General features: G+C 67.2%; 13 protein-coding genes. 9 read left to right on the plus strand and 4 right to left on the minus strand.

The features are described 5' to 3' along the window. The first annotated feature begins 79 nt into the window (after positions 1-79). The 7 genes from QQS53_RS10535 to QQS53_RS10565 all read left to right on the plus strand — a co-directional run bounded on the left by QQS53_RS10535 (position 80) and on the right by QQS53_RS10565 (position 7,468). Complete coding sequence (locus QQS53_RS10535) at positions 80-934, plus strand: sulfurtransferase (protein ID WP_472775790.1); 855 nt, start codon at positions 80-82, stop codon at positions 932-934. A gap of 40 nt (positions 935-974) precedes the next feature. Beyond that, positions 975-2,390 (plus strand): hypothetical protein, encoded by a 1,416-nt coding sequence (locus tag QQS53_RS10540; protein ID WP_472775791.1) that lies wholly within the window; start codon positions 975-977, stop codon positions 2,388-2,390. A gap of 127 nt (positions 2,391-2,517) precedes the next feature. Beyond that, entirely contained in the window at positions 2,518-3,063 is a 546-nt protein-coding gene (gene pyrE, locus QQS53_RS10545) for an orotate phosphoribosyltransferase (protein WP_472775792.1), read from the plus strand. Next, on the plus strand, positions 3,056-3,742 hold the full coding sequence (locus QQS53_RS10550) for a TrmH family RNA methyltransferase (protein ID WP_472775793.1): 687 nt from the start codon (positions 3,056-3,058) through the stop codon (positions 3,740-3,742). Before pyrE ends, QQS53_RS10550 begins: the two co-directional genes overlap by 8 nt. A 97-nt stretch (positions 3,743-3,839) precedes the next feature. After that, positions 3,840-5,039, plus strand: a complete 1,200-nt coding sequence (locus QQS53_RS10555) for a glycoside hydrolase family 76 protein (RefSeq protein WP_472775794.1) — start codon at positions 3,840-3,842, stop codon at positions 5,037-5,039. Between the two features lie 153 nt (positions 5,040-5,192). Next, entirely contained in the window at positions 5,193-6,227 is a 1,035-nt protein-coding gene (fbaA, locus tag QQS53_RS10560; RefSeq protein WP_472775795.1) for a class II fructose-bisphosphate aldolase, read from the plus strand. A gap of 50 nt (positions 6,228-6,277) precedes the next feature. After that, positions 6,278-7,468 (plus strand): FUSC family protein, encoded by a 1,191-nt coding sequence (locus QQS53_RS10565; RefSeq protein ID WP_472775796.1) that lies wholly within the window; start codon positions 6,278-6,280, stop codon positions 7,466-7,468. A gap of 3 nt (positions 7,469-7,471) precedes the next feature. Here QQS53_RS10565 and QQS53_RS10570 read toward each other — a convergent pair whose 3' ends face one another. Beyond that, positions 7,472-8,344: a hypothetical protein gene (locus tag QQS53_RS10570; protein ID WP_472775797.1), complete on the minus strand. Its 873-nt coding sequence runs from the start codon at positions 8,342-8,344 to the stop codon at positions 7,472-7,474. Positions 8,345-8,451: 107 nt separating this feature from the next. Between QQS53_RS10570 and QQS53_RS10575 the strand changes: the two genes are divergently transcribed. Further along, positions 8,452-9,744, plus strand: coding sequence for an adenylosuccinate synthase (locus QQS53_RS10575; protein ID WP_290223428.1), 1,293 nt, complete (start codon positions 8,452-8,454; stop codon positions 9,742-9,744). Between the two features lie 192 nt (positions 9,745-9,936). Beyond that, positions 9,937-11,313 (plus strand): formate-dependent phosphoribosylglycinamide formyltransferase, encoded by a 1,377-nt coding sequence (gene purT, locus QQS53_RS10580; protein WP_472775798.1) that lies wholly within the window; start codon positions 9,937-9,939, stop codon positions 11,311-11,313. Positions 11,314-11,328: 15 nt separating this feature from the next. On the opposite strand, the gene QQS53_RS10585 is transcribed toward purT, so the two are convergent. The 3 genes from QQS53_RS10585 to ilvA all read right to left on the minus strand — a co-directional run bounded on the left by QQS53_RS10585 (position 11,329) and on the right by ilvA (position 14,690). Continuing rightward, positions 11,329-11,886 (minus strand): GNAT family N-acetyltransferase, encoded by a 558-nt coding sequence (locus tag QQS53_RS10585; protein ID WP_472775799.1) that lies wholly within the window; start codon positions 11,884-11,886, stop codon positions 11,329-11,331. A 23-nt stretch (positions 11,887-11,909) separates the two neighbouring features. Next, positions 11,910-13,274, minus strand: coding sequence for an FAD-dependent oxidoreductase (locus tag QQS53_RS10590; protein ID WP_472775800.1), 1,365 nt, complete (start codon positions 13,272-13,274; stop codon positions 11,910-11,912). 138 nt (positions 13,275-13,412) lie between these two features. Next, entirely contained in the window at positions 13,413-14,690 is a 1,278-nt protein-coding gene (gene ilvA, locus QQS53_RS10595) for a threonine ammonia-lyase IlvA (RefSeq protein ID WP_472775801.1), read from the minus strand. Positions 14,691-14,998: the final 308 nt, after the last annotated feature.

Consider the following 14,998-nt stretch of genomic DNA (forward strand, 5'->3'; position numbering starts at 1 on the left):
CGGGGCCTTTCGCCTGCGCGCGGCCTAGTCGACGCGCCCCGGCGGGCGGGGAGTCCGCTTTGGCTCTAGAGTGGGGAACATGAGTATTTTGGTCTCCCCCCGCGAGCTTTACGATGCCATCTACGCCGGCGATCGCCTCACCGTTCTGGCCTGCCTGTGGGGCTCGGGCGCCAACAGCGCCCGAAACCAGTTCCACGCACTCCACATCCCGACCGCCCAGCTCTGCGACGTCTCCGCCGCCATGGCGGGCCTGCCGGGCTCCCGCAACGGCCGCAACCCGCTGCCGGACCCGGACAAGCTGCAGGAATGGTTCGTGAATTGGGGGCTGCGCAAGGACCGCCCGGTCGTCGTCTACGACGAGGGCCGCGGGCTGTTTTCCGGCCGCGCGTGGTGGATCCTGCGCTGGGCGGGTATCGAGGACGTGCGCGTGCTCGACGGCGGCCTGGCCCACTGGCGCCGGGAGCAGCTGCCCACCCTGACCGGCCCGGGCAATATCTCCGTGGAGACCAACGCCACCGTGGACCCCAACCCGGACATGGTCGCCACCATCGACGAGGTCAAGGAGCACGACGGCATCCTGATTGACACCCGCGAGCCCAACCGCTTTGCCGGCCGCCGCGAGAACCTGGACCTGAAGGCCGGCCACATCCCGGGCGCGGTCAACGTGCCGGAGCGCTACCTCCACCACGCGGACCGCACCTGGAAGACCCAGGAGGAGATCCTCGAAGTCTTCCACAACGCCGGCATCAACCAGGACAACGTCGACGGCGCCATCGTCTACTCCGGCTCCGGCAACCACTCCGGCCTGGCCCTGGCCACCATGGACTGGGTGGGCCTTAACGGCGCGCGCCACTACGTGGGCGGCTGGTCGCAGTGGTCGGCGGATGCCACCAACCCGGTCGAGCGCGGCGACCGCGTCTCCCTCGGTGCCTAAGACCCCGCGCCCCGGCGTCAGGCAGTAAACTAGGGCGCTAATGACACCTATTTTGCTTTTGATCCTGGCCCTGCTGGCCGCCGCGGGCGCGGTCTTTTTGTGGCGCGCCGCCCAGACCCAGGAGGCCGCGCAGCAGCGCTCGCTGGCCGAGCGCGACGACAACCGCGACGACAGCCTTGCAGACGCCACCGATGCCTCCCCGGCCGCCCCCGATCACGACACCCCGGAGGCGACCGAGGTACCGGAGCCGGATGCCTCGCCGGCGCCGGACATCGTCTACGAGGAACCCGCGGGCCCCGCAGACGAACTCGCAGCCGACGATGCCGACGGCGCCGAGGATGCCGACGACGCCAGCACGGCCGACCAGGCAGACCCGGAGGCGGGGGCACAGGCAGGCGCAGTAGTCGCCGAGGAGCCAGAGACCCCGGCCGCCGAGGAGCAGGAGGAGCCCGCGCCCGAAACCACGCACGAGCCGGAGCCGGAGACTGCTACGAAGGCGGCGCCGAAGAAGAAGATCGGGCGTCCTCTCCTGCCGGGCGCGCTGCGGCGCGAGCGCAAGGCGTGGGCCAACCAGCACGGCTTCGACTTCGCCAAGGAGGATTCCTACCTGGCGGATGAGTGGACGCGGGGCGCGGCCGCCGGGGGAGCGCGCCCCCGGGACATCGCCCACGGCACGGTCTTCGGCCACGAGCTTTTCCTGCTCGACCTGGGCGGGGTGAACGTGATGGCGCTGCGCACCGGCGCGAGCTCCGACGTGGTGGTGGACTTCCGCCGCACGGGCCTGCCGCTGGCGGAGGAGGCCTCGGAGGACTTGGTTGCCGCGACCGAGATCGCCGGCTTTAGCGTCTACGCCACGGAACCGGGCGTGGTCGAGCGCATGAACGACGACCGCCTGGCCACCGGGCTGGAGTACCTGCCGGAGGCAGTGACCGCGGTGTGGATGGAAAACGAATGGGTGCTGGGCCAGACGGATAAGACTGCCCGCAGCGCCGAGTGGGATGAGATGCTCGCCCCGATGGCGGTGCTGGCCGATGTTGCCCGCGTGCTGCCGCCGCGCCCCGCGGCCGGGCTGGTCTACCACCCGGAACAGGGGGATCCCACGCGTGTGGTGCCCCCGCCGCAGCCGGTCGCGCCGACGGGCCCGACCGCGGTGCCCAACCCGACCGAGGACATGGCGCGCCCGCCGGTCCAGCGCCCGGAAGAACCGATGGTGCTGCCCAGCCGCCGCGCCGGCGCCGCGCACGGGTCCATGGAACACCGCGCGCTGGGCGCGGACGAGGTGGACGCCATCGCCGACGGGCAGGAACGCCCGCAGGCGGACGAATCCGTCGCCCGCTTGCCGCGCGACCTGGGCCGCGGCTCCTCGATTTTCGACGAGATCGAGGCCGAGCTAGGCCCCATCGGCGATATCCCGGAGCACCCCGTAAGCGATAGCGGCGACGACCGCAACCCTTAGGCTGCCCCTCGGCGTGGTTTTCACCCGCGGGGTGTCTTAAGCTAGAAAACGACGAAAATCGCAGGAGCGCGAGCAGCGGACGCATTCTTCGCCCCCGCGCGGGCAAAGTAAAGGAGTTTTTGACCTCATGAACCTGGACGAGCAGAAGAAGAGCCGACTAGCCGAGCTGGTCAAGGAGCTGGCCGTCGTGCATGGCAAGGTGACTCTGTCCTCGGGCAAGGAAGCGGACTACTACGTCGACCTGCGCCGGGCGACCCTCCAGCACGAGGCCTCCCGGCTGATCGGCGCGCTGCTGCGCGAGCTGACCTCGGACTGGGATTTCGACGCCGTCGGCGGCCTGACCCTGGGCGCGGACCCGGTGGCCACCTCCATCATGCACGCGGACGGCCGCCCGATCGACGCCTTCGTGGTGCGCAAGGAGGCCAAGAAGCACGGCATGCAGCGCCGCATCGAGGGCGCCGACGTGGAAGGCAAGAAGGTCCTGGTGGTCGAGGACACCACCACCACGGGCAACTCCCCGCTGACCGCGGTGGCCGCGCTGCGCGAGGCCGGCGCCGAGGTCGTCGGCATTGCCACCGTCGTGGATCGCGCCACCGGCGCGGACCAGGCCATCGCAGCCGAGGGCCTGGAGTACCGCTTCCTGCTGGGCCTGGAGGACCTCGACCTTGCCTAAGCCGGACGCCCGCGGCACCGAAGTCGACCAACAGCCCGGCCCCACCGAATGGAACGAGGGCCGGCACGGGGTCGGCCCGTGGGAAGGGCAGTGGCCCACCGGCCCGGAGGCAGAGCGCTACGATCCGGAGCTGCTGGCCGAAGGCGACCGCCGCAACGTGGTGGACGCCTACCGCTACTGGCGGCGCGAGGCGATCGTCGCCGACATCGATAGCCGGCGCCACAGCCTGCACATCGCCATTGAGAACTTCGAGAACGACTCGAATATCGGCACGGTCGTGCGCACGGCCAACGCCTTTGCGGTGGACACGGTCCACATCGTCGGCCGCCGCCGCTGGAACCGGCGCGGCGCCATGGTCACGGACCGCTACCAGCACCTGGCCCACCACGACACGGTGGAACAGCTGCTGGAGTGGGCGGTGCAGGCGGGGCTGACGGTCGTGGCCATCGACAACACCCCCGGGTGCGTGCCGCTGGAGACCGCCGAGCTGCCGGAGAAATGCCTGCTCCTGTTCGGGCAGGAAGGCCCCGGCGTGAGCCAGTCCGCCCAGGACGGGGCGGTGATGACCTGTTCCATCGCCCAGTTCGGCTCCACCCGGTCCATCAACGCGGGGGTGGCGGCCGGCATCGCCATGCATGCCTGGATTCGCCAGCACGCGGATCTAGCCCAGAGCTGGTAGGCGGGCGCGCCAGCCGGTTGCGCAAAATTGCACGGGTGAGCTGGCAGCGCGCTAGACTTCCTGGAAGTAGTAGATCGACTAGTTTTAGGGCACCTGAGTGGACGAAAAGTGGGCACACCGCGCGGATCTGGCAGAAACCGCCATCAATGACCGCCACGCGGCACGCGTGTGGGGACTGCCGAAGACCAACCTGGCCATTGTGCGCTGGCCGCCCACCGGTAAGGAAAAGGTTTTCCTCCACTGGCACTACTGGTGGCAGGCGCACTACCTGGACTGCCTGGTGGATGCCGCCCAGCGCCACAACACCAAGATGCGGCGCAAGCGGATTACGGAGACCGTGCGCGGCATCCGGGTGCGCAACCTCAGCCCGCTGAAGAACAACCGCTATTTCGACGACAAGGCCTGGCTGGCGCTCGCCCTGCAGCGCGCCGGGCAGCTGAGCAAGGTCAAGCCTTATTCGAAGCTCGCGGAGCTGCAGGACGACATCCGCGCCGGCCGCGACGAGCACCTGGGCGTGCTGCCGTGGCGCGAGGGCGAGAACTTCTTCAACGTGCCCTCCAACGGGCCGGCGGCGATCCTCTTGGCGCGCACCGGGCACCTTTCCGAGGCCCAGGAGATTGTGGAGTGGATCTACGACAACCTGGTCGATGACCAGGGGCTCATCATGGACGGCGTCCGCATGCGCATGGACGGCCCGGAGTGGGTGCGCAACCTGCACCCCTACTGCCAAGGCGTGGTTTTGGGCGCCTGCCTGGAGATAGCACTGGCCCTGCGCAAGCGCGCCGGCTTTTCCTCCCTGGAACACCTCGACTCGGTCCAGGAGGCCGAGCGCGCCGAGGACACCGTGCAGTACCTGACCCGCATCCGCGGGCTCATCCAGGCCATCGCCTCGTATATGGCCACCCCGGCCGGGGTCATCGACTGGGATACCGGCGACGGCGACGGCGGCCTGTTCAAGGGCATCCTGGTGCGCTACCTGGCGGACGCCGCCGTGCGCCTGCCGGGGGATTCGCCCGCCAACCGCGCGGCGAAGAAGCTCGCCGCCCGCCTGGTGATGTCCTCGGCCGCCTCGGTCTGGGAGCACCGCCTAGAGGTCGACGGCCTGCCGATTTTCGGCACGGACTGGACCGCGGACGCGCGCCTGCCCCACAACTTCGGCCTGGGCCCGACCACCCTGGGCGAGAAGGTCGGCGTTATCCGCATCGCCGAGCGCGACCTGTCGGTGCAGCTGTCCGGTTGGATGCTGATGGAGGCCGCCGCCCGGGTTGCCCGCGACCGCGCAGACCGTCGGTCCTAGCAATCACGAGCCACCCCTAGCCGGGGCCAGACACCGGCTAGGTACAAACTCACACCTTTCCTTAACCGGGACCTGCGGCGCGCAAGCCAAATCACAGGCATACTTGGTAGTGCAGTAAGTCAAACGCGAACCAAGTAAGGAAGATTCACTTCTATGCCTATTGCTACCCCAGAGGTCTACAACGCCATGCTGGATGAGGCGAAGCAGTCTGGCTTCGCCTTCCCGGCCATCAACTGCACCTCCTCGGAGACCATCAACGCCGCGCTCAAGGGCTTCGCTGAGGCCGAGTCCGACGGCATTATCCAGTTCTCCACGGGCGGTGCGGAGTTCGGTTCCGGCCTGGCCGTCAAGAACAAGGTAGCGGGCGCCCAGGCGCTGGCCGCCTTCGCGCACGAGGCCGCCAAGCACTACGGCATCAACGTCGCGCTGCACACCGACCACTGCCAGAAGGAGGTGCTGGACGACTACGTCCGTCCGCTCATCGCCATCTCCCAGGAGCGCGTCGACCGCGGCGAGCTGCCGCTGTTCCAGTCCCACATGTGGGACGGCTCCGCCATCCCGATCGATGAGAACCTGGAGATCGCCCAGGAGCTGCTGGAAAAGGCCCGCAAGGCCCACATCATCCTGGAGGCCGAGATCGGCGTCGTCGGCGGCGAGGAAGACGGCGTGGAGGCCAAGGCCGGAGACAACCTCTACACCTCCGTCGAGGACTTTGAAAAGACCATCGACGCCCTGGGCACCGGCGAGAACGGCCGCTACCTGCTGGCCGCCACCTTCGGCAACGTCCACGGCGTCTACAAGCCGGGCAACGTGAAGCTGCGCCCGGAGGTCCTGCTGGAAGGCCAGCAGACCGCGCAGAAGAAGCTCGGCCTGGACGAGGGCGCTAAGCCCTTCGACTTCGTCTTCCACGGCGGCTCCGGCTCCGAGAAGGAAAAGATCGAAGAGGCCCTGCGCTACGGCGTCATCAAGATGAACGTGGACACCGACACCCAGTACGCGTTCACCAACCCGGTCGCCCGCCACATGTTTACCAACTACGACGGCGTGTTCAAGATCGACGGCGAGGTGGGCAACAAGAAGGTCTACGACCCGCGCTCCTACCTGAAGAAGGCGGAGCAGGGCATGTCCGAGCGCGTCATCGAGGCGTGCCAGGACCTGCACTCCGTGGGGAAGACGGTTTCCCGCTAAAGCAGTCTTTTCGGGCCGCGGCGCTATAAAAGTGTCCTAGAATGGCGCCCATGGCCGAAGAACGAAAACGACTCACCACGCGCGAGCGCCTGCGCAGTATCGACCGGTCATTAATGGCCCGGTTGAACCGCGTGCGCTCGCGCTTCGTGTTTATCCTGCAGGCCACCGTCGGCGCCGGGCTGTCCTACTGGGTGGCCAACGACATCGCGGGCCACGCGCAGCCCTTCTTCGCGCCGATCTCCACGGTGATCATCTTGGGCCTGTCCGGCGGCGACCGGCTAAAGCGCGCGGTGGAGATGGCCATCGGCGGCATCACCGGCGTGGCGGTGGGAGATATCCTCTTTCAATTCGTCGGCCAGGGCCCGTTCCAGATCACCGTGATCGTGGGCGCGACCCTGCTGCTCGGCTCGTTCATGACGAAGTCGCCGCTGCTGACCAACCAGATCGTCTTTGGCTCCATCCTGATTGCCACCATCTTCCCGCCCACGGAAGGCGCCGGAGGGCTCAATCGCGCTATCGATGCCCTCATCGGCTCCGCCATCGGCGTCATCACCATCGCGCTGATCCCGAACTCGCCGCTGGCCCAGGCGCGCCGGGAAGTCTGCAAGGTGCTTAGCATCGCCGCCAGCGTGCTCTACGACGTCTCCCGCGGGCTCGAAAAGCAGGATGTGGAGATCATCGAGGAGGCCCGGCAGGCCGTCTTCGGCACGCAGACCAATATCGAGAAGCTGGCCGATGCCGCCAAGCAGGGCCGGGAGGCCTCCGAGGTCTCGCCCATCATGTGGGGCTCGCGGCGCAATATCCGCTCGCTGGAACGCATCCTGGTGCCGGTGGATAACGGTGTGCGCGGGGTGCGCGTGCTCTCCCGCCGCGCGCTGGTGATTACGGAGGATGGCGACAGCGTCTCCCCGGTCCAAATCGAGCTCATCGAGGAGCTGTGCTCGGTCATGGAGGAGCTGGCCGAGATCTATGGCAGCCGGCGCGGTCTCAACGAGGCCCAGGAGCTGCCCCACCTGGTTCAGCGGCTGCGGCGGGCGGGTGCGCGGGCGAGCATGGACATCGTGGAAGGACGCAGCCAGCTGTCGGCCTACGCCATCCTGGCGCAGACGCGTTCCATCGTGGTGGACCTGCTGATGATTTGCGGCATGTCCCGCGAGTCCGCCGTGGCCGTGCTTATCCCGACCTCGCAGACCCCGGCCTACCCGCCGGAGATCTACGACGAGGACGAACACGACCTCTAGGTGCTAGGGGCGCGCCACCCGCACCACCTGCAGGTCGCGCAGGTGCCGGTAGAAAGTCACTCGGTCGACCGGGCGGGGGCGGGAGACCCCGTCCACGGTCACGCGTAGTTCGGGCCCGCCGGCTTGGACGGCGCGCCCGGTGGCCACGGTGGTGGGATCGACCGGGCCGGGCTGCGCCTCGGCACCCTTTCGCCGCAGGCGCTCTAGCAGCCCCTGGCGGGCCACTGGCGCCGCCGCGGCCACGATGCCGGGGGCGTCCACCATGGGCACCAATTTCGCGCCGTAGATGCCTTTCTGGCCCCCGCGCAGGGCCTGGCCGTCTTGGCGGACGAGCACGTGGTCGTCCACGATGATTTCTCCGGTCATGGCGCCGGGGTCCCACTGGCCGATGGTGGCCGATCCCGCCACGGCCTGGCCGGCGTCGTTGCGGATGGTGGGTACCGGCGCGACCGCACCGTCGAGCGCCAGGCGAAAGGCGTCGTCCGTGTGCTGGGGCAGGCCCCAATTCTGGGCGGCGGCGGAGGTTTCTTCCACCGGCACGTAGGCGACCTCGACCCACATGGTGTCGGCGCGCATGAGCCGGGTGATCACCGCGGACAGGGCCGCATCCGTGCCGATGACGACCACGCGCAGGGCCTCCGGCACCGGTTGGGGCGCGGGCGCCGGCGCGCCCAGGTGTGCCACGTCGGGCTGGGCGGCGATCTCGTCGAGCGACGGCGTGGGGTCTTCGGGCAGGATCTCGCGGGCGGCGGCGTCCACGGCCTTGAGCTCCTTGCGCGTGGGCACGGCGCTGCAATCCAGGATTTCCCAGTTGGATTCCGTATCGTGGGGCAGCAAAAACTGGGGCGCGCCGCAGCGCAGGATCATTACACGCATGTTTTCTATGCTACTTCGCCGGGGTAGGAGCGCCCACGCGGATGGCTAAGCAGGTAGAGTTAGTGCGTATTTGACTCCAATTACAATGGGGAAGTGAACTAGCAACCATGGCAGCAATCGTCATTGTTGGCGCCCAGTGGGGCGACGAAGGCAAGGGCAAGGCGACGGATATCCTCGGCGGCAAGGTCGATTACGTCGTCAAGCCGAACGGCGGCAACAACGCCGGCCACACCGTCGTGGTCGGCGGCGAGAAGTACGAGCTCAAGCTCCTGCCCGCCGGCATCCTGTCGGAAAACGCCACCCCGATCCTGGGCAACGGCGTCGTGATTAACCTGGAGGCCCTCTTCGACGAGATCGACGGGCTGGAAGCCCGCGGTGCGAAAGCCTCCCGCCTGAAGATCTCCGCCAACGCGCACCTGGTGGCGCCGTACCACCAGACGCTCGACCGCGTGCAGGAGCGCTTCCTGGGCAAGCGCGCCATCGGCACCACCGGCCGCGGCATCGGCCCGGCGTATGCGGACAAAGTCGCGCGCATCGGCATCCGCGTCCAGGACATCTTCGACGAGTCCATCCTGCGCCAGAAGGTCACCTCCGCGCTGGACATCAAGAACCAGATGCTGGTCAAGATGTACAACCGCAAGGCCATCGATCCGGAGCAGGTCGTTGAGTACTTCCTGAGCTACCGGGAGCGCCTGCGCCCGATGGTCATCGAGGCCGAGCTGGAGCTCAACGATGCCCTGTCCAACGGCAAGCACGTCCTCATGGAGGGCGGCCAGGCCACCATGCTGGACGTGGACCACGGCACCTACCCGTTCGTGACCTCTTCCAACCCGTCGGCCGGCGGCGCCTCGGTGGGCTCGGGCGTGGGCCCGACGCAGATCACCACCTCCCTGGGCATCATCAAGGCCTACACCACCCGCGTGGGCGCGGGCCCGTTCCCCACGGAGCTCTTCGACAAGTGGGGCGAGTACCTGCAGACCACCGGCGGGGAGATCGGCGTCAACACCGGCCGCAAGCGCCGCTGCGGTTGGTACGACTCCGTCATCGCCCGCTACGCCACCCGCGTCAACGGGTTTACCGACTACTTCCTGACCAAGCTGGACGTTTTGACCGGCATCGGGGAGATCCCCATCTGCGTGGCCTACGACGTGGATGGCAAGCGCTTCGACGAGATGCCCATGACCCAGTCCGACTTCCACCACGCCGAACCCATCTTTGAGACGATGCCGGCCTGGGACGAGGACATCACCGGCTGCCAGACCTTCGAGGAACTGCCGCAGAAGGCCCAGGACTACGTCCTGCGCCTCGAGGAACTGTCCGGCACCCGCATCTCCTACATCGGCGTCGGCCCCGGCCGCGACCAGACCATCGTGCGCCACGACGTCCTCGAGGACGCCTAAACAGGCAGAAAAACTAATAGAACACACACCCCCGTCGAATGCTGTGCTGGCAGCTGGGCGGGAGTTTGTGCGTTGGGGGACCGGCACATGTGCAAGGCTATGGCCTGTTCCAATGCGGCAGATAGTTGGCGCTATGCGATAATGGGGCGCAGAGTTTGCTGTGGTGTCTCACAGCTTCTGGAGGAGCAATCTATGGACTTTGCACAACATATCGGAACGCCGCTGACATCGAACGCCACGAAGGTGCTGCTGCTCGGCGGTGGTGAGCTCGGCAAGGAGCTGACGGCCGCGTTCCAGCGCCTGGGGCTTGAGGTGCACGCGGTGGACTCCTACCCGGGCGCGCCGGCGCTGCACATCGCCCACGTGGCGCACGTGGCGCAGATTTCCGACCCGCAGGCGGTCTGGGAGATCGCCTCCCAGGTCCAGCCGGATTTCGTAGTCCCCGAGGTGGAGATGGTGGCTGTCGACGCCCTCTCCCGCCTAGAAGCGGAGACCGATGCCGTGGTGGTGCCCACCGCGCGCGCCTGCGAGCTCACCCGGGACCGGGAATCGATCCGGAGCGCGGCGGAGTCGCTGGGTCTGCCCACGACGGCCTACCGCTTCGCGAACTCGGAGGAACAGCTCGTCGCCGCGGTCGAGGAGCTCGGCTTTCCGTGCATCATCAAGCCGGACGTGTCGACCTCGGGCAAGGGGCATATGCTGGTCCGCGAGCCGGAGGAAATCGCCAGCGCCTGGCAGAAGGTTCGCCGCGTGTCCTCAGACTCAGACTGCGTGGTGGCGGAGCGCTTCGTGGACTTCGACTACGAGGTCACGCTGCTGGCGGTGCGGTCTATCGATCCGTCCACCAAGGAGATGGCCACCTGGTTCAGCGAGCCCATCGGGCACCGCCACGAGCACGGCGACCTGGTGGAGTCCTGGCAGCCGATGGCAATGAGCCAGCGCGCGCTGGAAAACGCCCGCTCGGTCGCGGCGCGAATCTCCAACGAGCTGGGCGGGCGCGGTGTCTACGGAGTGGAACTCTTCGTCGCCGGCGATGACGTGTACTTTTCCTCCGTGTCCCCGCGGCCGTCGGATACCGCGATGCTGACCGGCTACACCCAGCGCTTCTCCGAGTTTGAGCTGCAGGCCCGGGCCATCCTGGGCTACCCGATTGACGTCACGCTGGTCTCTCCCGGGGCGGCGTATGTGCTGCACGCGGACGACGACATCGAGGACGTCGCCTACCAGGGCGTGGGCCAGGCGATGGCGGTCGCGGAGACTGACGTGACGCTGTTCGGCAAGCCCGGCGCCTACAAGGGCCGGCGCATGGGCCTGGTGGTCTCCACGGGCGAGGACATCGAGGAGGCCCGCGACAGGGCCAACGTGGCGGCCGCCCGCATCGAGGTGCGCGGCACCCCGACCGCGGCCGAGGTCGTCGAGGAAGCCCAGGCCCCGGACATCCCGCAGCTGCACAAGGTGGTGTTGCTGGACGAGCCGCTGGTGCGCGTTAACCCCGAGCTGACCGGCGGCATCGATGATGACGACGAGGAAGCCGCGGTCGAAAACACCTCGCTGTGGGGCCGGAACTAGGAGCCTGCGCCCTAGCTACTCAGCCGCGGCGCGCTTAATCATCGGCGTGTGCGGGGTGCCGTCCTCGTCGAAGGGCTCGCCGCACGCGCTAAAGCCGAAGCGGCCGTAGTAGCCGGTCAGCGGCGACTGCGCCTCCAGGTACACCGGCGTGCCGGGCCGGGCGGTGGCGGCGAACTGCAAGGCGGCATCGATAAGCTGCGGGCCCAGGCCCGTGCCCCGGGCGGCGGGAGCCAGAGCGAAGCGGCCGAACTGGACGACGTCGAGGGTGGGGGAGTCGCCGGTCTCGGCGGTGCCGCGGGTGTTGGCCGCCTCCGGGTCCGGGATGGTCGCCGGGAACAGGCGGGCCGTGCCCAGGAGCTGGGGAGTGGGATCTTGGGCCTGCCCGGTGTCCTCCCAGGCCAGGAGGTGGATGGTGGACGGCTGGGCGTCCGTGTCATCGATTTCGGCGTAAGGGGTGGCCTGCTCATGCACGAAGACGTCCACGCGCAGTTTATAGAGCGCGTGGACGTCCAGCGGGGCCAGCGCCGCCAGGGGCGCGGCGGTGATGGTGGGGTGGGAAGATTTTCTAGTCACGCCCACCACCTTAGCGGTAGGTGTTATTTATCCTGCGGGCCGGCGTAGCGGACCATGTCGTCCCATTCGACGATCTTGACGCGCTCGCGCTCCTGGGGCTCACCGGCGGCGCGCTCGGCGGCGTCCAGACGGTGCCAGCCTTCCCAGGTGGTCACGGCGATATCGCGGCTGGCCAGCAGGTCCAGGATGTCCTGCGGGTCGCGCTTGGTGGCCTCGGTCAGCTCGCCGGCCAGGTGATCGGCCAGCAGCATGGAGGTGGTGTCCTTCGCGTCGGACTTGGTGTTGCCGATAAGGCCGACCGGGCCGCGCTTGATCCAACCCGTGGTGTACAGGCCCGGGATCTTCTCCCCGCCGTTGTCGCGCAGCACGTGGCCGCCGTCGTTCGGGATGACGGCCTTCTCCTCGTCGTAGGGCACGCCCTCGACGTCCTGCGGGTGGTAGCCCACGGCGGAGTAGACCGCCTGGACCGGCCACTCGGTGAACTTGCCGGTGCCGTTGACCTGCCCGGTGCCGTCGAGCTCAGTGCGCTCGGTCTTCAGGCCGGTGACCTTGCCGTCCTCGCCCAGGATCTCTACCGGGGCCTCGAAGAAGTGGATGTAGAGCTTGTGCGGCGCGCCCTTGGTCTCGCGCATGGCGTAGCCCTCCAGGGTCTGGCAGACCAGGTCGGTGGACTTGGTGGCGCGGCGGGCCTCCTCGGAGGCGGCGTCGTAGTCGATGTCCTCCGGATCGACGATGACCTCGATGGTCGGGGACTCGTCCAGCTCCTTGAGCTCCTTCGGGGTGTACTTCGCCTGGGCCGGGCCGCGGCGGCCGAAGACGTGAATCTCCTTGGCGCGGTTGGTCTTCAGGGTCTGGTAAACGTTGTCCGGGATCTCCGTAACCAGCAACTCATCGGCGGTCTTGGCCAGGATGCGGGAAACATCCAGGGAGACATTGCCCACGCCGATGACGGCCACGGACTCTGCGGAGAGATCCCAGTCGCGCTGGAAGTTCGGGTTGCCGTCGTAGAAGCCCACGAACTCGCCGGCGCCGTGGACGCCCTCGAGGTCCTCGCCCGGGATGTTGACTAGGCGGTCGGCGGTGGCGCCGGTGGCGAAGATGACGGCGTCGTAGTAGTCCTGCAGCTCCTCGACGGTGACGTCGCGGCCGACCTCAATATTGCCCAGGAAGCGAATGTCTTCCTTTTCCATGACGTTGTGCAGAGACTGAACAATCCCCTTGATGCGCGGGTGGTCCGGGGCCACGCCGTAGCGGATCAGGCCGAAGGGGGCGGGCATCTTCTCAAACAGATCGACCTTCACGTCGACCTCGGACTTAACCAGAAGATCGGATGCGTAAATGCCGGCCGGGCCGGAACCAACGACTGCAACGCGCAGAGGGGAAGTCATAATGTGTCGGTGTCCTCACTGATTCTTGGGAGTGGCTGTTAATTGTACTTGTCTAATCTGAGCTCATCATACGTTCGGATGTGAGCAACGTACTAGATAGGGTAACAAGCCTGCTCCCCAAATCAGCCTCGGAAGGGCTTATCCGACTATCTTATATTCAGGAGTCCCCGGCTTGAGGTACTCGTACTCGAACTTGGAGTTGTCCAAGCGTTCGATGAGCTGGTCGAGCTCCTCGGGCTTTTCCAGCACCAGGCCCACCAGCGCGGTGCCCAGCACGCAGTTGTTGCGCTTCTGGTACTTGAACCGGGTGATGTCGTCGCCGGGGTTGAGGATTTCGTCGAGGAAGATGCGCAGCTGGCCCGGGACCTGTGGGAAGCTGATGAGGAAGTAGTGCTTCAGTCCGCGGTGGACCAGGGAGCGCTCCATGATCTCCGTGTAGCGGATGACGTCGTTGTTGCCGCCGGAGATGACGCAGACCACGGTCGAGCCCGGCGCCAGGTCCAGCTTGGTCAGGCCGGTCACCGAAAGCGCGCCGGCCGGCTCGGAGACGATGCCCTCGTTCTGGTAGAGATTGAGCATCTCGATGCAGACGTCGTCCTCGCTGACCGCGAAGTGCTCCAGCCGGTCCTTGTTGGCCGAGAGGATCTCGTAGGGCAGCGCGCCGATGCGCTTGACGGCCGCGCCGTCCACGAACGGGTCCACGGTCGGCAGCGTCATCGGGCCGTTGTTACGGAAGGCTGCGGCTAGCGATGCCGCGCCGGCCGGTTCCACGCCGTAAATCTGGGCCTCCGGGGCCTTCTCCGCGACGTAGCTGGTCAGGCCGGAGAGCAGGCCACCGCCGCCGACGGGGGCGATGAGCGCGTGCAGCTCCTTGCCCTCCTCGGCCAGCTGCTCGAGGATCTCCTTGGCCATGGTGCCCTGGCCGACGACGGTGTCGTGGGCGTCGAAGGGCTCGATGAAGGTGGCGCCGCGCTCGGCAGCGTCCTCGTGGGCGGCGGCGGAGGCCTCGTCGAAGGACTCGCCGGTCACGACCAGGTCCACGAAGCGCCCGCCGTGGGCCAGGATGCGGTCGCGTTTCTGGGCCGGGGTGGATACCGGCACGAAGATCTTGCCCTGGACACCCATGGTCTTGCAGGCATAGGCCACGCCCTGGGCGTGGTTGCCGGCCGAGGCGGTGACGATGCCGGCGGCCAGCTCCTCGTCGCTCAGGTTCTTGATGCTGTTGAGTGCGCCGCGGATCTTGTAGGAGCGCACGTCCTGTAGTTCCTCGCACTTGAGGTAGACGTTGCAGTTGGTCAGGTGGGACAGTCGCTCGCTGTAGCGCAGCGGGGTGCGGTTGATTTCATCTTGGATGCGCTCGTGGGCGGCCTCGATTTCGGCGGCGGTGACGAGCGGGGTCTGGACTGTAGTGCTCATGCCTCCGATGGTATAAGGTCTCTGACCTGCGCAAAAGTGCTTTGATTTTGGTCATAGTGGCCGGATTTTCCGTGACGTGCACAATAATCGGGGGCGGGAAGCGGGGGAGGGGCGCCGCAAGGGTCGAACACCGTTTCCGCAGGGGATTTCCAGTAGGTGTTCGGGTTCGGTGCAGCCTGGGCGGCCTTTCCAGTGGTTCCTGTTGGCTACTAGGTAAAAACTATGTCAGAACCGAGTGTGGCTAATTACTATAGCGGATCCCTGCGAAAAAGTTCTCATTTCGGTGATGTGATAATAATTAATCGTCG

This window comes from Corynebacterium sp. 2571A (genome assembly GCF_055700935.1).

Coding starts and splice junctions, on each gene's coding strand:
- QQS53_RS10535 (WP_472775790.1), top strand. CDS start 80: ATGAGTATTTTGGTCTCCCCCCGCGAGCTTTACGATGCCATCTACGCC.
- QQS53_RS10540 (WP_472775791.1), top strand. CDS start 975: ATGACACCTATTTTGCTTTTGATCCTGGCCCTGCTGGCCGCCGCGGGC.
- pyrE (WP_472775792.1), top strand. CDS start 2,518: ATGAACCTGGACGAGCAGAAGAAGAGCCGACTAGCCGAGCTGGTCAAG.
- fbaA (WP_472775795.1), top strand. CDS start 5,193: ATGCCTATTGCTACCCCAGAGGTCTACAACGCCATGCTGGATGAGGCG.
- QQS53_RS10565 (WP_472775796.1), top strand. CDS start 6,278: ATGGCCGAAGAACGAAAACGACTCACCACGCGCGAGCGCCTGCGCAGT.
- QQS53_RS10570 (WP_472775797.1), bottom strand. CDS start 8,344: ATGCGTGTAATGATCCTGCGCTGCGGCGCGCCCCAGTTTTTGCTGCCC.
- QQS53_RS10575 (WP_290223428.1), top strand. CDS start 8,452: ATGGCAGCAATCGTCATTGTTGGCGCCCAGTGGGGCGACGAAGGCAAG.
- purT (WP_472775798.1), top strand. CDS start 9,937: ATGGACTTTGCACAACATATCGGAACGCCGCTGACATCGAACGCCACG.
- QQS53_RS10590 (WP_472775800.1), bottom strand. CDS start 13,274: ATGACTTCCCCTCTGCGCGTTGCAGTCGTTGGTTCCGGCCCGGCCGGC.
- ilvA (WP_472775801.1), bottom strand. CDS start 14,690: ATGAGCACTACAGTCCAGACCCCGCTCGTCACCGCCGCCGAAATCGAG.